The following is a 21,052-nucleotide window of genomic DNA, read 5'->3' on the forward strand; positions in this document are numbered from 1 at the left end:
TTTAGCCGGATTCAGGCCGATTTCGCGGCTTCCCGCTTCAAACGTTCGATCGCCATCAGCACCCTTTCCGGCGTCGCCGGCGCGTCGAGGCGCGGGCAAATCTTGTGGTCGGCGACGCTTGCCACGGCGTCGGACAGCGCGTGCAGCACCGCCATGCCGTGCGGCAGCGGCGGCTCCCCGACCGCCTTGGAGCGGTGGATGGTCGGCTCGTAGGCCTGCGACCAGTCGGTCAAGGCCACGTTGAAAATCTTCGGGCGGTCGGATGCCAGCGGGATCTTGTAGGTCGATGGCGCGTGGGTGCGCAGCCGGCCCTTGTCGTCCCACCAGAGTTCCTCCGTGGTCAGCCAGCCCATGCCCTGGATGAAGCCGCCCTCGACCTGGCCGATGTCGATCGCCCGGTTCAGCGACCGGCCGCAATCGTGCAGGATGTCGGCCCGCTCGACGACATATTCGCCCGTCAGCGTGTCGACCGACACTTCCGCGCAGGCCGCGCCATAGGCGTAGTAGTAGAAGGCGTGGCCCTGCCCCTTGCTGCGGTCCCAATGGATCTTCGGCGTCTTGTAGAAGCCGGCGGCCGAAAGCTGAATGCGGCCAATGTAGGCTTGCTTGACCAAGTCGTTGAAGGAAACCTCCTGGTTGCCGATCCGAACGCGGTTGGGCAGGAACACCACCTGGTCGACCGGCACCTGATATTTCTCGGCCGCGAAATCGGTGAGGCGCTTGCGGATCTGCCGCGCCGCATCCTTCGCCGCCATGCCATTGAGATCGGCGCCTGAAGACGCCGCTGTCGGCGCCGTGTTGGGTACTTTGGCGGTGGTGGTGGCGGTGATCTTGACCCTGGCGAGATCGATCTGGAATTCTTCCGCAACGACCTGCGCCACCTTGAGATGCAAGCCCTGGCCCATTTCGGTGCCGCCGTGGTTCATATGCACTGAGCCATCGGCATAGACATGCACCAGTGCGCCGGCCTGATTGGACTCGGTCTTGGTGAAGGAGATGCCGAACTTGACCGGCGTCAGCGCCAGGCCGCGCTTGATGAAGCGGCTGTTGGCGTTGAAGGCCCTTATTTCACGCCGCCGCCGGCCATAGTTGGCGCTTTCCTCGAGCTCGGCGACGATGCGCTGGATGATGCAGTCCTCGACCTTCTGATGATAGGGCGTGACGTTACGGCTGCCGATCGCTTCCATCGGATCGTAGAAATTCAGCTTGCGGATTTCGAGCGAATCCTTGCCGACGGCAAACGCAACCTCGTCGATGACGCGCTCGGCGCCGACCATGCCTTGCGGCCCGCCGAAGCCGCGAAAGGCGGTGTTGGAGACGGTGTTGGTGTAGAGCGGCGCCGACTTGGCGTGGACATTCGGATAGAAATAGGCGTTGTCGCAATGAAACAGCGCGCGGTCGCCGACCGGGCCGGACAGGTCGGCCGAGAAGCCGGCATTGAGCGCGAAAATGTAGTCGACGCCGAGGATATTGCCCTCGTCGTCGAAGCCGACCTCATAGTCGATGGCGAAGTCGTGCCGCTTGCCGGTGGCGGTCATGTCCTCGTCGCGGTCGAGCCGGACCTTGATCGCGCGTTTCAGCTTCTTGGCCGCGATGGCGGCGATCGCGGCGCACTGGTTGGCCTGCGTTTCCTTGCCGCCGAAGCCGCCGCCCATGCGCCGGACCTCGACCGTCACCGCGTGGCTGGGTACGCCCAGCACATGAGAGACGAGGTGCTGGGTCTCGCTCGGCCCCTGGGTCGAGCAATAGACGGTGACCTCGTCGTCTTCGCCCGGCACCGCCAGCGACACCTGGCCTTCGAGGTAGAAATGGTCCTGCCCACCAAGCTTCATGCGCCCCTTGACCCGGCGGGGCGCCGCGGCGATCGCGGCAGCGGCGTCGCCACGGCGCAAGGTCAACGGCGTGGTGACCAGCCTGTCCTTGATCGGGTCGAGCGGCCAGATGCCAAGGATTGCCGGGAGTTCGTCATACTCGATCTTGGCCAGCCGGGCAGCGCGGCGCGCGGCTTCGCGCGTCTCGGCGATCACCGCGAAGATCGGCTGGCCGAAGAACTGCACCTTGCCCTCGGCCAGCACCGGATCGTCATGCATGTTGCTCGGCGACACATCGTTCTCGCCGGGCACGTCGGCATAGGTCAGCACGTCGACGACGCCTGGCGCTGAGCACACCGCCGACAGGTCGACGCTCTTCAGAACGCCATGCGCGATCGTCGACAAGCCAAGCCCGACATGCAGCGTGCCGGCGGGTTCGGGCATATCGTCGATATAGACGGCGGTGCCGCTGACATGCTTGTGCGCGGAATCATGGCGCTGCTCGGTGGCGACGCCGCCGGCGATCTTGTCCGTCTTGAGGTTCGGGCTGGCGTGCTTGTTCATCAGGCAGCCTCGTCGCGTGACACCTGGAAGGGCGCTTTCGTTCCCGTCGTCTCGATGTAGAAGCGCAGCAAAAGGTTCTTCGCCGCCAGCGCCCGGTATTCGGCAGTCGCCCGCATGTCGGTCAGGGGTGAAAAATCGTTGGCGTATTTGGCCATTGCAGCCTCGACGGTCGCTTCCGTCCAAGGCTTGCCAATGAGTGCCTTCTCGACGGCAGCGGCGCGCTTCGGTGTCGCTGCCATGCCGCCATAGGCGATGCGGATGTCGGCAACCGTGCCATCCTTGGCCAAGGCCAGATTGAAGGCGCCGAGCGTCGCGGTGATATCCTCGTCCCGGCGCTTGGTGACCTTGTAGACGGCAAACTTCGTTCCCTTTGCCGGCACGGGCACATGGACGGATTCGACGAACTCGCCGGGCTGACGATCCTGCTTGCCATAAGCGATGAAGAAGGTTTCGAGCGGAATGGTGCGGCGAACCTTGCCCTTGCGCAGTGTCAGTCGCGCGCCAAGCGCGATCAGCGGCGGCGGCGTATCGCCGATCGGCGAGCCGTTGGCGACGTTGCCGCCAATGGTGCCCATGTTGCGCACCTGCTCGCCGCCGATGCGATCAAACAGCGGGCCGAGCGCAGGGATGCGCTTCGACAGCGTTTTGAAGGCTTCCGTGTAAGTGACGCCGGCGCCGATCGTGATCACGCCGTCGGCCTCCGACATCGAGCGCAGGTCGCCGATGCCGCCGATGAAGATCACCGGCGAGATGTCGCGCATATGTTTGGTGACCCACAGGCCGACATCGGTCGAGCCGGCAACGATCGTCGCTTTTGGCTCGTTTTCGAAAATGTCGGCGAAGTCATCGGCATTGGCCGGCACGATCAGCCGTGCCTTGGCCGAGCCGATGTCGACCCGCGCGCCGTCGCGCAACGCCTCCAGCCTTGCTATGATGTTCTTACGCTCTACGGCCAGCGGATCCTTCGCAGCCTTGCCATAGCTCGATATGGCATGGGCGGCGCGCATGATCGCCTCATAGCCGGTGCAGCGGCAGAGATTTCCCTGCAGCGCCTTCTCGATGGTTCCGTTCGACGGATTGGGCGCTTTCATCCAGAGCCCGTAGAGCGACATGACGAAGCCAGGCGTGCAGAAGCCGCATTGCGAGCCGTGGAAATCCACCATCGCCTGCTGAACCGGATGTAGTTTTTCGCCATCGCCGCGCAAATGTTCCACGGTCACGATATGCGTGCAGTCGAGCGAGCCCATGAAGCGGATGCAGGCATTGACGCTTTCATAGACCAGGCCGTCGGTGGAAAGCTTGCCGACCAGCACCGTGCAGGCGCCGCAATCGCCCTCGGCGCAGCCTTCCTTGGTGCCGCGCAGCGTCCGGTTGAGCCGCAGCCAGTCGAGCAAGGTGACATCGGGCGCGACGTCGGTCAGCGCGACGTCGCTGCCGTTGAGGATAAAGCGGATTTCGCTGCGGATCTTGATCTCGGCCATGGCTCAGCTCCCCCGATAGGTCGAGTAGCCATAGGGCGAAATCAAGAGCGGCACATGATAGTGGCGCTGCTCCGCCATGCCGAAACGGATCGGAACGATGTCGAGGAAAGCCGGTTGCGGCAGGCCTATGCCCTGCCCGCGCAGGTAATCGCCGGCGGCGAAGACCAGCTCGTATTCGCCGGTGTGGAAATCGGCGCCGGCCAGCAGCGGCGCGTCGCAGCGGCCGTCATCATTGGTGGTCACGGTCTTGATATGCGTGCGGCTCTGGCGCTCGATGCGGAACAGCTCGATCGACAGGCCCTTCGCCGGCCGGCCGGTCGCGGTGTCGAGCACATGGGTCGTCAGGCGCCCGCCATCGGCTTTCGACGTTTCTGCCACTGGCCGCCTCCCCCGTAAAGTCGATTGGTCGGTACCGTTCGACATTTTCTGCTCAATTGTGCGCCAATTAAAGGCGATGCATAAGCCCAGGTCGAGCGGAGTGCGGCAAAAAGCACTTTCAAAAATTTTGAGGGGAATGCAGTCGCATCCCTTTCGATATCTTTACTTCAACCCTTGGGCAGGAGTGGCAATGCGTTACGACAGGGACATGCGCGGTTATGGGGCAAATCCGCCAGATCCGAAATGGCCGGGCGGCGCGCATATCGCGGTGCAATTCGTCGTCAATTACGAAGAAGGCGGCGAGAACTGCGTGCTGCATGGCGACAAGGCTTCCGAAGCCTTCCTGTCGGAGATCGTCGGCGCCGCGCCCTGGGTCGGTCAGCGCCACTGGAACATGGAATCAATCTACGAATATGGCGCCCGGGCCGGGTTCTGGCGGCTCTACCGGCTGTTCACCGAAGCCCAGGTGCCGGTGACTTGCTACGGTGTGGCAACCGCGCTGGCGCGTTCGCCCGACCAGGTAGCCGCCATGCAGGAGGCCGGTTGGGAGATGGCCTCGCACGGCTTGAAATGGATCGACTACCGCGACCATGCGCCCGAGGACGAGAGGCGCGACCTGGATGAAGCGATCAAGCTCCACTACGAGGTGACCGGCGCGCGGCCGACCGGTTGGTATACCGGCCGGACCTCGATCAACACGGTTCGCCTGGTCGCCGAGGAAGGCGGCTTCGACTACGTCTCCGACACTTATGACGACGAACTGCCCTATTGGTTCGACCGCGACGGGCTGGACAAGCCGCAGCTCATCATCCCTTACACGCTCGACGCCAACGACATGCGCTTTGCGACGCCGCAGGGCTTCAATTCGGGCGACCAGTTCTTCGCCTATCTGAAAGACAGCTTCGACACGCTCTACGCGGAAGGCCGAGACGGCCGGCCACGCATGATGAATATCGGCCTGCATTGCCGGCTGGTCGGCCGCCCCGGCCGCGTCGCCGCGTTGAAGCGCTTCGTCGACTATGTGAAGTCGCACGACAAGGTGTGGCTGACGCGGCGCATCGACATCGCAAGGCACTGGCGCGAGACGCATCCCTACCAGGCGCCGGCGCTGCGGCCATCGCGGATGGAGTTCGAGGCATTCGTGCATGCATTCGGCGGCGTGTTCGAGCACTCGCCCTGGATCGCCGAGCGCGCCTACGAGTTGGAGCTTGGCCCGGCGCATGACACTGCCGTCGGCCTGCATAATGCGCTCTGCCGCGTGTTCCGTTCGGCGACGGAGGCCGAGCGGCTTTCGGTGCTCAACGCCCATCCCGACCTTGCCGGCAAGCTCGCCAAGGCCAAGCGGCTGACACAGGAATCAGCCAAGGAACAGGCGTCCGCCGGCCTCGACGCGCTGACCGACAAGGAGCGCGAATTGTTCTCCAAGCTCAACGCCGCCTATGTCACCACCTTTGGCTTTCCCTTCATCATCGCGGTCAAGGGCAAGAGCAAGGACGAGATCCTGGCGGAGTTCGAGGCGCGCATCGGCAACAGCCGCGGCGCCGAATTCGACACCGCCTGCAGACAGGTCGAGCGCATCGCGCTGCTTCGGCTGAAAGACATGCTCCCGTTGTAATGTTTGTTGCTTTTGTTGACGCAATTCCCAACGAAAAACTGCTTCACACTTTTCCTGGAATTGCTCTGAGGGTGAGGACCCCATGGATATGATCAAGATGCCCGAGCGAACCTATTATGCGCCGCAGGGCGGCCATCCGGGACAGAACGAGCTGTTGACCGGCCGCGCCGTCTTCACCGAGGCCTATGCCATCATTCCCAAAGGGGTGATGCAGGACATCGTCACCAGCCCACTGCCGTTCTGGGACGATACCAGGGCCTGGATCATCGCAAGGCCGCTGTCGGGCTTCGCCGAGACGTTTTCGCAATACATCGTCGAGGTTCTGCCCGGCGGCGGCAGCGAACGCCCGGAGCTCGACGCCAGCGCCGAGGGCGTGCTGTTTGTCGTCGAGGGCGAGCTAACGGTTTCGCTTGCCGGCAAAAAGCATGTGCTTGCCGCTGGCGGTTTTGCCTTCCTGCCGCCGGCAAGCGGCTGGACGGTGCGCAACGAGAGCAAGGCCGCTGTCCGCTTCCACTGGGTGCGCAAGGCCTATGAGGCCGTCGACGGCCTCGACGCGCCGGAGGCCTTCTTCTCGAGCGACCAGGAGGTGGCGCCGACAGCGATGCCGGGCACCGAAGGTCGCTGGGCGACGACGCGCTTCGTCGACCCGGCCGACATGCGCCACGACATGCATGTAACCATCGTGACGCTGGAGCCTGGCGCGGTGATCCCCTTCGCCGAGACGCATGTCATGGAGCACGGGCTCTATGTGCTCGAAGGCAAAGCCGTCTACCGGCTCAACCAGGACTGGGTCGAGGTCGAGGCCGGCGATTTCATGTGGCTGCGCGCCTTCTGCCCGCAGGCCTGCTATGCCGGCGGCCCCGGCAAATTCCGCTACCTGCTCTACAAGGACGTCAACCGCCACGCCAGGCTTGGCGGCTATCTCGGGGGCCGCGCGCGGTGACCCGCATCGTCGCCCAGAAGCTGACCCGTGAGAGCTTCGCGCCTTTTGGCGACGTCATCGACATGGGCGGCGACAATCGCTATCCGATCAATGGCGGCAGGGCGATGCGCTACCACGACCTCGCCACCGCCGAGGCCACCGGGCCCAACGCGCGCGTGCTGATCTCGATGGTGCGCGGCACGCCCTATGAGATGCCTTTGAAGCTCACCATGGTCGAGCGCCATCCGTTCGGCAGCCAGGCCTTTGTCCCGCTCTCTCCCCGGCCATTCCTGGTCGTCGTCTGCCACGACACCAAGGACGGCCCCGGCGAGCCGCATGCCTTCGTCACGTCGCCCGGACAAGGCATCAACTATCGCCGCAACCTGTGGCACGGCGTTCTGACGCCGATCGGCGAGGCGCAGGATTTCCTCATTGTCGACCGCGGCGGCGACGGCTCCAATCTCGAGGAATTTCATTTCTCGCACCCGTACGAAATCCACCTTCCCTGACCATTTGCGATTTTCATCATGACCGACATTTCACTGATCGACCGCCTGCTCGACGTTATCGAGCACGACATCGTGCCGAAGACGGCGCAAGGTGTTGCCCACGGCAACAAGCTGTTTGGCGCCGCGATCCTGCGCAAGGACGACCGCTCACTGGTGCTGGCCGAGACCAACAACGAGATGGAAAACCCGCTCTGGCACGGCGAAGTGCACTGCCTGAAGCGGTTTTATGAAATGCCGAAAGCGGAGCGGGTCGACACCAAGGACGCCATCTTCGTCGCCACCCACGAGCCGTGTTCGCTTTGCCTGTCGGCGATCACCTGGACCGGGTTCGACAATTTCTACTATCTCTTCAGCCACGAGGATTCGCGCGACAGCTTTGCCATCCCGCATGACTTGAAGATCCTCAAAGAGGTCTTCACCCTCGACCCCGGCGGCTACAATGCCGAGAACGCCTATTGGAAGAGCTTTTCCATCCGGCGGCTGGTGCGGGCTTTGCCCGAGGCCGAGCGCAAGCGGCTGGAGGCGCGCATCGGCAAGATTTCAGCGCGCTACGACGAGCTGTCAGGCGAGTACCAGGCCAGCAAGACCGATAACGACATTCCGCTGAACTGACGCGGATTGACCAGCCGATTTCGCCGGCTGGCTCACGACGCACCGCCGGCCGCTCCATCATGTGGCGACGCTTGGAGCGCCGCCATGAAAACCGTCACTGAATTTCCTCGCAAGGTCGTCGAATTTCCCGATATGGGCATCGTCATGCCGGACGGTTGCCGGCTTTCGGCGCGCGTCTGGATGCCGGAGGATGCGACCGACGATCCGGTGCCGGCGATCCTCGAGCACCTGCCCTACCGCAAGCGCGACGGCACCATTTTTCGGGATCAGCTTACCCATCCTTATTTCGCCGGCCACGGCTACGCCTCGATCCGAGTCGACATGCGCGGCAATGGCGATTCCGAAGGGCTGATGGACGACGAATATTCCGAGCAGGAATTGCAGGACGCCTGCGACGTCATTGCCTGGGCGGCTTCGCAGCCCTGGTGCAATGGCAATGTCGGCATGATGGGTATCTCCTGGGGCGGCTTCAACTGCCTGCAGGTGGCGGCCAAACAGCCGCCGGCGCTGAAGGCGGTGATCAGCCTGTGCTCGACCGTCGACCGTTATGCCGACGACATCCACTACAAGGGCGGCTGCCTGCTCACCGAAAATTTCGGCTGGGCCTCGACGATGCTGTCTTATTCCTCGCGGCCGCCGGATCCGCTGATTGCCGGCGGTAATCGCTGGCGCGATCTGTGGCTGAGCCGGCTGGAAAACCAGGCCTTCCTGCTGCCGCTCTGGCTCAGGCACCAGCATCGCGACGCCTATTGGAAGCGCGGCTCGATCTGCGAGGATTTTTCAGCCGTCAAGGCGGCCGTGCTGTCGATCGGCGGCTGGCATGACGGCTATCGCAACACGATCTCCAATCTCGTCACCAGCATCCAGTCGCCGGTCAAAGGCATTGTCGGCCCGTGGATTCATAAATACCCGCACTATGCAGGCCCCAACCCGGCCATCGGCTTCCTGCAGGAAGCGCTGCGCTGGTGGGATCGCTGGCTGAAGGGCGCGGAAACCGGCGTCGAGGCCGACCCGGCCTACCGTGCCTATGTGATGGACAGCGTGCGGCCGGCGCGCTGGCATCCGGAGCGGCCGGGACGCTGGGTGGCCGAGCAGGAATGGCCTTCGCCCAACATCAAGGTCAATGCCATCGATCTCATTTCAGCAGGCGCCAAACCAGCGATCGTCGCTTCGCCGCAGACCTGCGGCCTTGCCGGCGGCGAATATTTTCCCTTTACCTTCGGCCCGGAGCTGCCGGGCGACCAGCGTTCCGACGACGCACTGGCGGTGTGCTTCGACCAGCCCGCCCTCACCGAGGCCATCGACATTGTCGGTGCGCCGGAGCTGGTGGTGCAGGTGGCCTCCGACCGGCCTCAGGCCAACATTGTCGTGCGGCTCTGCGACGTCCACCCCGACGGCGCCTCGGAGCTTATCTCCTACGGTGTGCTCAACCTTACCCACCGCACCTCGCATGAGTTTCCGGAAGCGCTGGCGCCGGGCGAGACCGTCTCGGCGCGCGTGGTGCTCGATCAGTGCGCCTACCGGGTGCCTGCCGGCCACAGACTGCGCATCGCCGTCTCGACCGCCTACTGGCCGATGATCTGGCCTTCGCCGGAGCCTGCGACACTCGACTTGTCGAAGGCGACGCTCAAGCTGCCGCTGCGGCCGCTCACGCAGGGCGACGAGGTTTCCTTCGGCGAACCGGAAGGCGCGGCGCCCTGGGCCACCGAAACGATCCGACCGACCAGCTCGGAACGGCATATCGACCGCGATGAGAAGACCGGGCTCGTCACGCTGTCCATAGTGGACGATTTCGGCGAGGTGCGCGATCTTGCCCATGGCCTGGCCAATGGCAGCATCGCGCGCGAAACCTGGACGATCCATCCTGACAATCCTTTGTCGGCGTCGGGAAAGACCCACTGGACGCAGACCTTGTCGCGAGATGAATGGTCGGTGCGCACCGAGACGACGGCGGAAATGCGCTGCGACGCGCAAAATTTCATCGTCAGGGCCAGAATCGAAGCCTATGAGGGGCAGAGGCTGATTTTCGAGCGCAATTTCGAAGACCGGGTGCCCCGCGCCCTCCTCTGATTCTTGAATCGACTGGTCCAGTTGCGACGTGCGATTTACGCCACGGCATGTCGCAATCCGTCTTGCTTACGGCTTTGGCTTACGGTCAATATCACTTCGGTAATAACGAACAAAAAACGACCATAAGGTCGAACCATCAGAGTGAGGAACCACAATGTCTATCGAACTCGACTATCTCAGCCGACGTGTCGCCGCTGGGAAGCTTAGCCGTCGCGACTTCCTTGGCCGCGCCGCGGCACTCGGCGTCACCGCCACCTTCGCCAACTCGCTGCTGTCCAGCGCCTCGCGCGCTGCCGGTCCGGTCAAGGGCGGCACGCTGAAAGCCGGCCTGCAGGGTGGTGAATCCACCAACAGCCTCGACCCGGCGACCTTCCTTAGCCAGGTTCCGTTCGCCTTCGGCAAATGCTGGGGCGAAACGCTGGTCGAGCTCGCGCCGGGCGGCGGCATCGAATATCTGATCGCCGAGGAGATCGGCAGCTCGAAGGACGCCAAGACCTGGACGATGAAGATCCGCAAGGGCGTCCAGTTCCACAACGGCAAGGAAGTGAGCGCCGACGACGTGGCGGCGACGCTGAAGCGCCACAGCGACGAGAAGTCGAAGTCCGGCGCGCTCGGCGTTCTGAAGAGCATCGACACCATCAAGGTCGATGGCGGCAATGTCGTGATCGCGCTCAAGGATCCGAACGCCGACCTGCCCTATCTGATGGCGGACTATCACCTGATCATCCAGCCGAACGGCGGCACGGACAAGCCCGATGCCGGCATCGGCACCGGTCCCTACAAGGTCACCACCAACCAGCCCGGCGTGAAGCATGGCGCCGAGCGTTTCGCCAATTACTGGCAGCCAGACAAATACGGCCATGCCGACCAGGTCGAAATCATTGTCGTCAACGACCCGACCGCCCGCATGGCGGCCCTCCAGGGCGGCCAGGTGAACATGATCAACCGCGTCGAGCCGAAGATCGTCGACCTGGTCAAGCGGCTGCCCGGCGTCACCATCCGCGCCGCTTCGGGCCGCGGCTTCTATCCGTTCAACATGTTCTGCGACACGGCACCCTTCGACAACAACGATCTGCGGATGGCGCTGAAGCTCGCCATGGACCGCGAGGAGATGCTGCAGAAGATCCTGCGCGGCTACGGCTCGGTCGGCAACGATATGCCGGTCAACGCCGCCTATCCGCTGTTTGCGGATGATTTCGAGCAGCGCAAGTTCGATCCGGACAAAGCCGGAGCCGCCTACAAGAAGTCCGGCCACAGCGGCTCGATCCTGCTGCGCACCTCCGACGTCGCCTTCCCGGGCGCGGTCGACGCGGCCCAGCTTTACCAGCAGAGCGCGGCCAAGGCCGGCATCAAGATCGAGATCAAGCGTGAGCCCGGCGACGGCTACTGGACCGAAGTCTGGAACAAGCAGCCCTTCTCGCTCTCCTACTGGGGCGGCCGCCCGACGCAGGACCAGATGTATTCGACGGCCTATCTGTCGACCGCCGACTGGAACGACACCCGCTGGAAGCATCCGGATTTCGACAAGATGGTGCTGTCGGCGCGCGGCGAGCTCGACGAGGCCAAGCGCAAGAAGATCTATCGCGACATGGGCGAGATCATGCGCGACCAGGGCGGCCTGATCGTGCCGTTCTTCAACCAGTTCGTCGACGCGACAGGCAAGGGCGTCGAAGGCTGGGTCGACAACCCGGCGCAGGAACTGAGCAACGGCCACGCCCTGATCGAGTGTTGGCTGGCTGCCTGATGAAGGATAGGGCAAGGGCTGGCGCAAGCCGGCCCTTTCCTGTTTCATGCCCCGCTCGAAAGGCGGGCGTCCCTTCTTCACAATAGCAGGTTGCCGATGTCGTCTCCGATCCTGAGATTGATCGCTCAGCGCGTGCTGCTGGGCCTAGTTCTGTTGCTGGCCGTCTCGGTGCTGATCTTCGCCGGCACGCAGATCCTGCCTGGCGACGTCGCGCAGGCGATCCTCGGCCAGTCGGCGACGCCCGAAGCACTGGCGAACCTGCGCGAGCAGCTCGGCCTCAACGATCCGGCCTGGCTGCGCTATGTGCACTGGCTCTGGGGCATCCTGCATGGCGATTTCGGCACGGCGCAATCGAGCGGGCTCGATATCGCCACCTCGATCAGCACCCGGCTGAAGAACACGCTGTTTCTGGCCGCATGCGCCGCAATCGTGGCGGTGCCGCTGGCGATCATCCTCGGCCTGATTGCCGTGCGCTACCGCAACGGCTTCGTCGACAAGCTGATCTCGGGCCTGGCGCTGGCCTCGACCTCGTTCCCGGAGTTCTTCATCGGCTATGTGCTGATCTATTTCTTCGCCGTGAAATGGCAGATTTTCCCGAGCATCTCGACGGTGGACGACTCGACACCGTTCCTCGAAAGGCTGCAGGCCGTGGTGCTTCCGGCGACCGCGCTGACGCTGGTCGTGCTTGCCCACATGATGCGCATGACGCGCGCGGCGATCCTCAACGTCATGCAGTCGGCCTATATCGAGACGGCGGAATTGAAGGGGCTGAGGGCCTTCGACATCATCCGCAAGCATGCCTTCCCGAATGCGATCGCGCCGGTGGTCAACGTCGTCATGCTCAACCTCGCCTATCTGATCGTCGGCGTCGTCGTGGTCGAGGTGATCTTTGTCTACCCGGGCATGGGGCAGTATCTCGTCGACCACGTCGCCAAGCGCGACGTGCCGGTGGTGCAGGCGGTCGGCCTGATCTTCGCCGCCGTCTACATCACGCTCAACATTATCGCGGACATTGCCGCCATCCTGGCCAATCCGAGACTTAGGCATCCGAAATGAGGGGGCATCCGAAATGACGGGGCATCCGACGTGACGGGGGCATCCGACGTGATGGGGGCATCCGACGTGATGGGGGCATCCGACGTGATGGCCGGACACAGAACCACCAGAGGGGGAACTGAGGCGAATGGCGCTTAGACAAATCCCGATAACCGCCTGGGTCGGGCTCATCCTGACCGGCTTCTTCGCGTTCTGCGCCATCTTCGCGCCCTGGATCGCCCCGCATGGCAATGGCGAGATCGTCGGCGACGTGTGGGAGCCGATGTCGGCCGCCCATTGGCTGGGCACCGACAATCTCGGCCGCGATCTCATCTCGCGCATGATCTATGGCGCCCGCATCACCATGGAGATCGCGGTGCTGGCGACGGCGCTGTCCTTCTCGCTGGGCTCGATCCTCGGCTTCACGGCGGCGGTGTTCGGCGGCTGGTTCGACACGCTGATGTCGCGCTTCGTCGATCTTTTGATGTCGATCCCGACGCTGATCTTCGGCCTGGTCGTGCTCTCGGTGCTGCCGACCAACGCGCTGACCTTGATCCTGGTCATGGGCATCCTCGATTCGACCCGCGTCTACCGGCTGTCGCGCGCGGTCGCGGTCGACATCAATGTCATGGACTTCGTTGAAGCGGCCAAACTGCGCGGCGAAGGCAAGGTGTGGATCATCTTCCGCGAGATCCTCCCCAACGCATTGTCGCCGCTGGTCGCCGAGCTCGGCGTGCGCTTCATCTTCGCTGTGCTGTTCCTGTCGGCGCTGTCCTTCCTCGGCCTTGGCGTGCAGCCGCCGGATTCGGACTGGGGCGGCATGGTCAAGGAAAACAAGGACGGCATCGTCTTCGGCATTCCGGCCGCACTCATTCCGGCGGCGGCGATCGCGGTGCTCGCCATCTCGGTCAATCTCGTCGCCGACTGGGTGCTGAACCGCACGACGAGCCTGAAGGGAGGACGCGGCTGATGGCTGACCAGGCAAAATCCGGCCAGGCAAAGTCGGGGCATGCAGAGCCGGGTAAGCTCCTCGACATCCGCAATCTGCGTATCGAGGCGACCGTCTATCCGCCGGGCGAGGCGCCGAAGACGATCACGCTTGTCCACGATGTCTCGCTGACGCTGGAAAAGGGCAAGGTGCTCGGCCTTATCGGCGAATCCGGCGCCGGCAAATCGACCATCGGCCTGTCGTCGATGGCCTATGGCCGCGGCGGCGTGCGCATCACCGGCGGTGAGGTGATCCTCAACGGCCGCGATATCCTCAAAGCCGGCGCGAAGGGCGTGCGGGCGCTGCGCGGACGCGAGGTCTGCTACGTCGCGCAGTCGGCGGCGGCCGCCTTCAATCCGGCGCACAAGCTGATCGACCAGGTGGTCGAGGCCACACTGCTGCATGGCACCGCCACCCGCGCCGAGGCCGAGAAGCGGGCCGTGGCGCTGTTCAAGAAGCTCAGCCTGCCCAATCCGGAGACGATCGGCGAGCGCTATCCGCACCAGGTCTCCGGCGGCCAGCTGCAGCGTGTGATGACGGCTATGGCGCTGTGCTCGGAGCCCGACCTGATCGTCTTCGACGAACCGACAACGGCGCTCGACGTGACGACGCAGATCGACGTGCTGGCGGCGATCAAGGACGCCATCAAGGACACGCATGTTGCGGCTTTGTACATCACCCACGACCTTGCCGTCGTCGCTCAGGTGTCGGACGAGATCATGGTGCTGCGTCATGGCCGGCTGGTCGAATGGGGCGGCACGCGCCAGATCATCAAGGAGCCGCGCCAGGAATACACCAACGCGCTGGTCTCGGTGCACGAGATCGAACACCAGGAAAAGCAGGCTGGCGCGACACCGTTCCTGTCGGTGAAGAACGTCACCGCCGCTTATGGCGGCGGCAACGTCAAGGTGTTGAAGAATGTTTCGGTCGACATCTATCCGGGACAGACGCTGGCCGTTGTCGGCGAGTCCGGCTCCGGCAAGTCGACGCTGGCGCGCGCCATCACTGGGCTTTTGCCGCCGGAAGAGGGCACCGTCACCTTCGACGGCAGGCCGCTCGCCAACAGGCTGGCCGACCGGCCGAAAGAGGATCTGCGCCAATTGCAGATGATCTACCAGATGGCGGATGTAGCCATGAACCCACGCCAGACGGTGGGCACCATCATCGGCCGGCCGCTGGAGTTCTATTTCGGCATAAGAGGACGCGAGCGCGACAAGCGCGTGGCCGAACTGCTCGAAGAGATCGAGATGGGCAAGGGTTTTGTCGATCGTTATCCAGCCGAGCTATCGGGCGGCCAGAAGCAGCGCGTCTGCATCGCTCGATCGCTCGCCGCCAAGCCGAAACTGATCATCTGCGACGAGGTGACGTCGGCCCTCGATCCGCTGGTCGCCCACGGCATCCTGAAACTGCTGCTCAACCTGCAGCAGATCGAGAATGTCGCCTATCTGTTCATCACGCATGATTTGGCGACGGTGAAGTCGATCGCCGATTCCATCGCCGTCATGTATCGCGGCGAGGTGGTGCGCTATGGCTCGAAGAGCAAGGTGCTGGCTCCGCCCTTCGACGACTACACCGACCTGCTCCTGTCCTCCGTGCCCGAGATGGAGATCGGCTGGCTGGAGAAGGCGATCAAGGGCCGGCGCATGGCGAGCGCCGGAAACTAAAGCAATTCCAGGAAAAGTGGAAACCGGTTTTCCGTCCGGAATTGCGCCAAACAAAGAAATTAGCTTCTTAAAGTCGACCCCACGAGCAGCCGCTGTCATGCGGCTGCAATGCGGAGCCGGAAAGAATGGCGTGGGCGGGTAGGGCTCGCGCCAGATCAATCTCGAAATGGGGGCAGGACATGCAAACGGAACTCGACCATCTCGCGGCACTCGCCGGCAAGGGCAGCATATCGCGCCGTGATTTCCTTGGACGCGCCGCCGCGCTCGGCGTCTCGGCAGCGCTGGCGACGACGCTTGCCGGCAAGGCTTTTGCCGCAACCCCCGTCAAAGGCGGTATCATCAAGGCCGGCCTGCAGGGCGGTGAATCGACCAACAGCCTCGACCCGGCGCTGAACCTCAGCCAGGTGACGTTCAGCTTCTGCAAGCAGTGGGGCGAATTCCTGGTGCGCCTGACGCCGGACGGCGGTGTCGAAAACCTGATCGCGCAGGAGATCGGCGCTTCCGCCGACGCCAAGACCTGGACGATGAAGATCCGCGAAGGCATCGAGTTCCACAATGGCAAGACGGTGACCGCGGACGACGTCGCCGCCACGCTCGAGCGCCATGCCGATGAGAAACCGAAATCCGGCGCGCTCGGTATCTTGAAGAACATCAAGGGCATCAAGGCGAGCGGCAAGGAAGTGATCGTCACGCTTGGCGATGCCGATGCCGACTTCCCCTATCTGATGGCCGATTACCACCTCGTCATCCAGCCGAATGGCGGCAAGGACAACCCGAATGCAGGCATCGGCGCTGGGCCATACAAGGTCGCCGTCAACCAGCCCGGCGTGAAGCATGGCGGCGAGCGCTTCGCCAATTACTGGCGCGGCGACAAGGCCGGCCATGCCGACCAGATCGAAATCGTCGTCATCAACGATCCGACGGCCCGGCTTGCTGCGCTGCAGGGCGGCCAGGTGCATCTCATCAACCGCGTCGAGCCGAAGGTGGTCGACCTGGTCAAGCGCATGCCGGGCGTCAGCATCGAGAACGTCGCCGGACGCGGCTACTACCCGTTCAACATGTTCTGCGACACCGCGCCCTTCGACAACAACGATCTCAGGATGGCGCTGAAGCTCGCCATGGATCGCGACGAAATGGTCGAGAAGATCCTGCGCGGCTACGGCTCGGCCGGCAATGATTTTCCGATCAACGAAGCCTATCCGCTGTTCTCCTCCGACATCGAGCAGCGCAAATTCGATCCGGAAAAGGCAGCCGCGGCTTACAAGAAGTCCGGACATAGCGGCTCGATCCTGCTGCGCACCTCCGACGTCGCCTTCCCGGGCGCGGTCGATGCGGCCCAGCTCTACCAGCAGAGCTGCGCCAAGGCCGGCATCAGAATAGAGATCAAGCGCGAACCCGGCGACGGTTACTGGTCGGAAGTATGGAACAAGCAGCCCTTCTCGCTCTCCTATTGGGGCGGGCGGCCGACACAGGACCAGATGTATTCCACAGGCTATCTGTCGACCGCCGACTGGAACGACACCCGCTTCAAGCGGCCTGAATTCGACAAGATGCTCTACACGGCGCGCGGCGAGCTCGACCAGGCCAAGCGCAAGGCGATCTACCGCGACATGGCGATGCTGATGCGCGACGAAGGCGGCCTGATCGTGCCGTTCTTCAACCAGTTCGTCGATGCCTCCAACACCAAGAAGGTCAGCGGCTGGGTAAAGAACCCGAATGGCGAGATGATGGACGGCTACGCGCTCAGCGAGTGCTGGCTCAACGCCTGATATCAAGCTAATTCATACAAGCGCCGCGTGTCCGCGCGACACGCGGCGCTTCTGTTTTCTAAGGACAATCACAGGACCCTGCCGTGACGCTCAAATCCAAAATGCTGCTCATCATTCTCGACGGCGTGCCTTATCGGAACTGGCGCCGGCTGATGGGCAATCTCGAAGGCTGGGCGCAGTCCGGCGAGGCGCAGGTGTGGAAGATGCGCTCCGTGCTGCCGTCGACCTCGGCCTGCTGCTATGCCTCGATCCACACCGGGGTCACGCCGCAGGTGCACGGCATCCTTTCCAACGAGAACCGCTTTCGCGTCGCTCAGCCGGACATCTTCTCGGAGGTGAGCAAGGCCGGCGGCAAGACCGGCGCGGTCACCCATTCCTACTGGTCGGAATTTTTCCGCGGCTTTCCGTTCGACCTTGTCGAGGACATGGAGTTCGACGATCCAAGCGGGCCGATCACGCATGGCCGTTTCCACACCATGACCGGCTACAATCTCAAGAACCAGATGACGCCGAGCGACGTCGACCTGTTTGCGACGCTGACCATGCTGACCAAACGTCACGGCATCGACTACGGCATCCTGCACACCTGCACGCTGGATTCGATGGGCCATCGCTTCGGCCATGACTGCCACGAGATGGACTATGCCTGCTACGCCATGGATGCGATGCTCGCGGCCTTCCTGCCGCAATGGCGCCAGGCCGGCTACGAGGTGATCATCACCGCCGACCACGGCCAGACCGACCGCGGCCACCATGGCGGCCATGACGAGGAGATGCAGGATTTCGCGCTCTACTATTTCGGCCCGGCAAAAGGACCGGACGCCGACACGCTGCTCGACCAGTTGCAACTGGCGCCGACGGTGCTGAGCCGGCTTGGCGTGGCGATACCCGAGACGATGAAGGCAAAGCCGTTTTTGGGCTGAGCACCATCTTCCCCTTCTCCCCTTGTGGAGAAGGTGTCGCCGCAGGCGACGGATGAGGGGTGTTCCAGGGAAAGCCAACGTCTCACTGCGCTGGAACACCCCTCAACCGTCTCGGCGCTACGCGCCGATCCACCTTCTCCCACAAGGGGAGAAGGAAAAAAGCGCACCTCTGGCAACCTCCGCTTTCTTCGGTTAGCCTCCGAAAATTCCTTGGCGGAGGATGAACCTTTTTGAACCGATCAGCGACAGAGCTACGAGGAGCCAGGCGGCTCGACCGGCCATGACGGCGGCGACGGAAACCGATCGCGCGCTTGTCGACCGGGTCGCGAAGGGCGACCGGGCCGCCGTTCGGCTCCTGTTCATGCGTCACCACGCGCGGGTTTACCGCTTCGTGGCGCGCCAGACGGGATCGGAAATGATGGCCGACGATATCGCAAACGAGGTCTTTCTCGAGCTATGGAAGCAAGCCCCCGGCTTCGAGGGCCGCTCTGAGGTCTCGACATGGCTGCTCGGCATCGCCCGCTTCAAGGCGCTGTCTTCGCTGCGCAAGAAGAAGGAAGAGTGGATCGACGACGACGATGCCGCCGAGATCGCGGATGGCGCCGACACGCCGGAAGTCATAACCATGAAGGAGGACAAGGCCGCCGCCTTGCGCCGCATGATCAACGCCCTGCCGGAAGAACACCGCGTGGTGATCGACCTTGCCTATTACCATGGCCAGTCGGTGACCGAGATCGGCGAGGTGCTCGACATTCCGGTCGCCACCGTCAAAACCCGAATGTTCTACGCTCGCAAGAAACTCGGCGAGGCGCTGAAAGCCGCCGGTTACGACAGGGGGTGGCCATGAGCGCCGCTGAAAAGATGTCGCGCCGCGACGAGATGGAAACGCTGCTGCCGTTCTACCTCAACGGCTCGCTGGAAGGGGCCGAGCTGGAAGCGGTCGAGGAGTGGCTCGCTTCCGATCCCGCAGCACTTGCCGCGCTTGGCGAAGCCGAAGCGGAATTCTCCGGCACGGCCGCCGCCAACGAAGCGATCCGCCCGCCCGCCGATGCGCTCAGCCGCTTCACCAAGGCGCTCGACGCCGAAGCCGGCCCGGCGCGCGCGCCGGCCGGCCAGTCCTGGCTTGCCAAGGCTCTCAGTCGATTGACGGCGATGCCCGCCGGCGTCGCCTGGGCCGCGGCCGCGGCCCTGCTGGCGCTCGTCCTGGTGCAGTCCTTCGAGCGTCCGGGCGGCAAGGGCAGCGATTTCGAGGTCGCGGGCGCTGAGGACGATCTGGCGAAACTGCCTTTCGCTTTGGTCAAGTTCAAGCCGGACGCGAAGATGTCGGACATCGCCGCTTTCCTCGGCCAGAACGGGCTGAAGATCGCCAGCGGGCCGACCGCCGACGGTGTCTTCCACCTGACCATTCCAGCCAAGAGCGCGGCTGATTACGACAAAACGGTCGGCCTTATTGCCGCCCAGCCTTTCGCGGATACTGTGATCCAGGGAAGGAAACCGGTTGATGGCGGCTAAGGCGGTCATTCTTCATGCGGCACTCCTCGCGGCGGCTTTTGTCGCCGCGCCGGCTTTTGCGCAAACCAACGATCCGAACCTTTCGCAGACGCAGGTCGACTGCCTGAACCGCACGACCGCGGCAGGCGCCGGCTGCGACAAGAACAACGGCACCAAGAATGGCGGCAGCGCTCCGGGCGACGGCACTGCCGCAGGCGGGGCAGTGTCCCTGCCGGCGCTGATCGTCGACCTTTTCCCGAACCCGCCTGCGGGCGCGAGCCCGCAGACACCTGCGCCCTCCAACGGGACATCGGGCGGTTCCGCCAACACACCGGCACCCCCGCCGACGCCGAGCGGGCCCGTCACAGTGCCGCAAGGTCTCAACCTGGCCGAGCCGCCACGCGCGATCACCGGCGAGTTCGTGCCCGATGAAGTGCTGGTGACGGTCGACGGCGATGCCGGCACTGTCCAGCAGATCGCCAATTCCTTCGGCCTGCAGGTGCGCTCGCAGCGCCAGTCGCGGCTGCTCGGCACCACGCTGGTGCGCTTCGGCATCACCGACGGGCGCCCTGTCGGCGTCGTGCTGGCGCAACTGGCCGCGGACGGCCGCACGCAGCGGCGCGAGCCCAACCATATCTACACGCTGCAGCAGGCGGCCGGCATCGTGAACTACGCCTTCGACCGCATCACGCTCGACGCGAGCCAAGCAAGCGGCGAGAATGTGCGCGTCGCCGTCATCGACACCGGCATTGACGACACCAATCCGGCGCTCGCCGGCGTTATCGCCCAACAGTTCGACGCCATGCCGAACGTGCCGATCGAAAAGCGCGACCACGGCACCTCCGTCGACGGGCTGATCGCCGGCGTCGGGCCGCTGGAAGGCATGGCGCCGGGCGCCAAGATCTACCACGCGCGCGCCTTCGAGGGCGGCAAGTCGACCATGGATGTCATCCTCTCGGCGCTCGACTGGGCGGCGGAACAGGATGTGCGCATCATCAATATGAGCTTCGTCGGGCCAGAGAACGATCTGCTCGGCAGCGCTTGCCGCAATGCGCGCGCGCTGGGCATCGTTCTGGTCGCCGCCGCCGGCAACAACGGGCCGAAGGCGCCCTATGGCTATCCCGCCGCCTTCGACGGCGTCATCGCCGTGACCGCCACCGACGCCAAGGATGGCTTGATGCCGCAGGCCAATCGCGGCGCTTATGTCTTCATCTCGGCGCCGGGCGTCGAGATGGTGGCGCCGAGCGGCGCCGGGTCCGATGTGGTGACGGGAACGTCCTTCGCCGCGGCGATCGTCAGCGGCGCCATCGCCAATCTGATCCACGCCGCGCCCGACCGCTCGGCCGACGACATCGAGAAGGCGCTTGCCGCAACCGCCAAGGATCTCGGCCCGAAAGGGCGGGACAATGATTTCGGCTATGGGCTGTTGGATACGAAGGCGGCGGAAGCGGCGAAGTAGCTAAGCTCGCCAGTCGA

The 21,052-nt window shown here is 63.9% G+C and carries 17 protein-coding genes; 14 read left to right on the plus strand and 3 right to left on the minus strand.

What is annotated here, in order from left to right:
• Positions 1-11: 11 nt before the first annotated feature.
• Genes xdhB through uraH form a run of 3 tightly spaced genes read right to left on the minus strand, consistent with a single transcriptional unit; the run spans position 12 to position 4,234 of the window.
• Positions 12-2,375 (minus strand): xanthine dehydrogenase molybdopterin binding subunit, encoded by a 2,364-nt coding sequence (gene xdhB, locus AB6802_RS02345; RefSeq protein WP_371008385.1) that lies wholly within the window; start codon positions 2,373-2,375, stop codon positions 12-14.
• Complete coding sequence (xdhA, locus tag AB6802_RS02350) at positions 2,375-3,856, minus strand: xanthine dehydrogenase small subunit (RefSeq protein ID WP_371008386.1); 1,482 nt, start codon at positions 3,854-3,856, stop codon at positions 2,375-2,377. Before xdhA ends, xdhB begins: the two co-directional genes overlap by 1 nt.
• A gap of 3 nt (positions 3,857-3,859) precedes the next feature.
• Entirely contained in the window at positions 3,860-4,234 is a 375-nt protein-coding gene (gene uraH / locus AB6802_RS02355) for a hydroxyisourate hydrolase (RefSeq protein ID WP_371008387.1), read from the minus strand.
• 190 nt (positions 4,235-4,424) lie between these two features.
• Here uraH and puuE point away from each other — a divergent pair, with 190 nt between their 5' ends.
• The 14 genes from puuE to AB6802_RS02425 all read left to right on the plus strand — a co-directional run bounded on the left by puuE (position 4,425) and on the right by AB6802_RS02425 (position 21,035).
• Positions 4,425-5,849, plus strand: coding sequence for an allantoinase PuuE (gene puuE, locus AB6802_RS02360; protein WP_371008388.1), 1,425 nt, complete (start codon positions 4,425-4,427; stop codon positions 5,847-5,849).
• Positions 5,850-5,931: 82 nt separating this feature from the next.
• A complete protein-coding gene (locus AB6802_RS02365) occupies positions 5,932-6,792 on the plus strand; it encodes a bifunctional allantoicase/(S)-ureidoglycine aminohydrolase (protein ID WP_371008389.1) in 861 nt (286 codons plus the stop codon).
• Positions 6,789-7,280: an ureidoglycolate lyase gene (locus tag AB6802_RS02370; protein ID WP_371008390.1), complete on the plus strand. Its 492-nt coding sequence runs from the start codon at positions 6,789-6,791 to the stop codon at positions 7,278-7,280. Before AB6802_RS02365 ends, AB6802_RS02370 begins: the two co-directional genes overlap by 4 nt.
• A gap of 18 nt (positions 7,281-7,298) precedes the next feature.
• Positions 7,299-7,892: a nucleoside deaminase gene (locus AB6802_RS02375; RefSeq protein ID WP_371008391.1), complete on the plus strand. Its 594-nt coding sequence runs from the start codon at positions 7,299-7,301 to the stop codon at positions 7,890-7,892.
• An 84-nt stretch (positions 7,893-7,976) separates the two neighbouring features.
• Positions 7,977-9,962, plus strand: a complete 1,986-nt coding sequence (locus tag AB6802_RS02380; RefSeq protein WP_371008392.1) for a CocE/NonD family hydrolase — start codon at positions 7,977-7,979, stop codon at positions 9,960-9,962.
• Positions 9,963-10,116: 154 nt separating this feature from the next.
• Positions 10,117-11,706, plus strand: a complete 1,590-nt coding sequence (locus AB6802_RS02385; protein ID WP_371008393.1) for an ABC transporter substrate-binding protein — start codon at positions 10,117-10,119, stop codon at positions 11,704-11,706.
• Between the two features lie 96 nt (positions 11,707-11,802).
• Positions 11,803-12,762, plus strand: a complete 960-nt coding sequence (locus AB6802_RS02390; RefSeq protein ID WP_371008394.1) for an ABC transporter permease — start codon at positions 11,803-11,805, stop codon at positions 12,760-12,762.
• Positions 12,763-12,889: 127 nt separating this feature from the next.
• Entirely contained in the window at positions 12,890-13,711 is an 822-nt protein-coding gene (locus AB6802_RS02395; protein ID WP_371008395.1) for an ABC transporter permease, read from the plus strand.
• Positions 13,711-15,393, plus strand: coding sequence for an ABC transporter ATP-binding protein (locus AB6802_RS02400; protein ID WP_371008396.1), 1,683 nt, complete (start codon positions 13,711-13,713; stop codon positions 15,391-15,393). The genes AB6802_RS02395 and AB6802_RS02400 overlap by 1 nt, the downstream gene beginning before the upstream one ends.
• A 179-nt stretch (positions 15,394-15,572) precedes the next feature.
• A complete protein-coding gene (locus AB6802_RS02405; RefSeq protein ID WP_371008397.1) occupies positions 15,573-17,162 on the plus strand; it encodes an ABC transporter substrate-binding protein in 1,590 nt (529 codons plus the stop codon).
• An 83-nt stretch (positions 17,163-17,245) separates the two neighbouring features.
• Positions 17,246-18,085: an alkaline phosphatase family protein gene (locus AB6802_RS02410; RefSeq protein ID WP_371008398.1), complete on the plus strand. Its 840-nt coding sequence runs from the start codon at positions 17,246-17,248 to the stop codon at positions 18,083-18,085.
• A gap of 280 nt (positions 18,086-18,365) precedes the next feature.
• A complete protein-coding gene (locus AB6802_RS02415) occupies positions 18,366-18,932 on the plus strand; it encodes a sigma-70 family RNA polymerase sigma factor (RefSeq protein WP_371008399.1) in 567 nt (188 codons plus the stop codon).
• Positions 18,929-19,597: an anti-sigma factor gene (locus AB6802_RS02420; protein WP_371008400.1), complete on the plus strand. Its 669-nt coding sequence runs from the start codon at positions 18,929-18,931 to the stop codon at positions 19,595-19,597. Before AB6802_RS02415 ends, AB6802_RS02420 begins: the two co-directional genes overlap by 4 nt.
• Positions 19,587-21,035: a S8 family serine peptidase gene (locus tag AB6802_RS02425; RefSeq protein WP_371008401.1), complete on the plus strand. Its 1,449-nt coding sequence runs from the start codon at positions 19,587-19,589 to the stop codon at positions 21,033-21,035. The genes AB6802_RS02420 and AB6802_RS02425 overlap by 11 nt, the downstream gene beginning before the upstream one ends.
• Positions 21,036-21,052: the final 17 nt, after the last annotated feature.

The organism is Mesorhizobium sp. RCC_202 (genome assembly GCF_041355295.1).
Classification (GTDB): Bacteria; Pseudomonadota; Alphaproteobacteria; order Rhizobiales; family Rhizobiaceae; genus Mesorhizobium.

Excerpts from the sequence above, each read along its gene's own strand:
- AB6802_RS02415 (WP_371008399.1), top strand. The coding sequence starts at position 18,366 with ATGACGGCGGCGACGGAAACCGATCGCGCGCTTGTCGACCGGGTCGCG.
- puuE (WP_371008388.1), top strand. The coding sequence starts at position 4,425 with ATGCGTTACGACAGGGACATGCGCGGTTATGGGGCAAATCCGCCAGAT.
- AB6802_RS02405 (WP_371008397.1), top strand. The coding sequence starts at position 15,573 with ATGCAAACGGAACTCGACCATCTCGCGGCACTCGCCGGCAAGGGCAGC.
- AB6802_RS02420 (WP_371008400.1), top strand. The coding sequence starts at position 18,929 with ATGAGCGCCGCTGAAAAGATGTCGCGCCGCGACGAGATGGAAACGCTG.
- AB6802_RS02365 (WP_371008389.1), top strand. The coding sequence starts at position 5,932 with ATGGATATGATCAAGATGCCCGAGCGAACCTATTATGCGCCGCAGGGC.
- AB6802_RS02390 (WP_371008394.1), top strand. The coding sequence starts at position 11,803 with ATGTCGTCTCCGATCCTGAGATTGATCGCTCAGCGCGTGCTGCTGGGC.
- xdhB (WP_371008385.1), bottom strand. The coding sequence starts at position 2,375 with ATGAACAAGCACGCCAGCCCGAACCTCAAGACGGACAAGATCGCCGGC.
- AB6802_RS02375 (WP_371008391.1), top strand. The coding sequence starts at position 7,299 with ATGACCGACATTTCACTGATCGACCGCCTGCTCGACGTTATCGAGCAC.
- AB6802_RS02385 (WP_371008393.1), top strand. The coding sequence starts at position 10,117 with ATGTCTATCGAACTCGACTATCTCAGCCGACGTGTCGCCGCTGGGAAG.
- xdhA (WP_371008386.1), bottom strand. The coding sequence starts at position 3,856 with ATGGCCGAGATCAAGATCCGCAGCGAAATCCGCTTTATCCTCAACGGC.
- AB6802_RS02395 (WP_371008395.1), top strand. The coding sequence starts at position 12,890 with ATGGCGCTTAGACAAATCCCGATAACCGCCTGGGTCGGGCTCATCCTG.
- AB6802_RS02400 (WP_371008396.1), top strand. The coding sequence starts at position 13,711 with ATGGCTGACCAGGCAAAATCCGGCCAGGCAAAGTCGGGGCATGCAGAG.
- AB6802_RS02425 (WP_371008401.1), top strand. The coding sequence starts at position 19,587 with ATGGCGGCTAAGGCGGTCATTCTTCATGCGGCACTCCTCGCGGCGGCT.
- AB6802_RS02380 (WP_371008392.1), top strand. The coding sequence starts at position 7,977 with ATGAAAACCGTCACTGAATTTCCTCGCAAGGTCGTCGAATTTCCCGAT.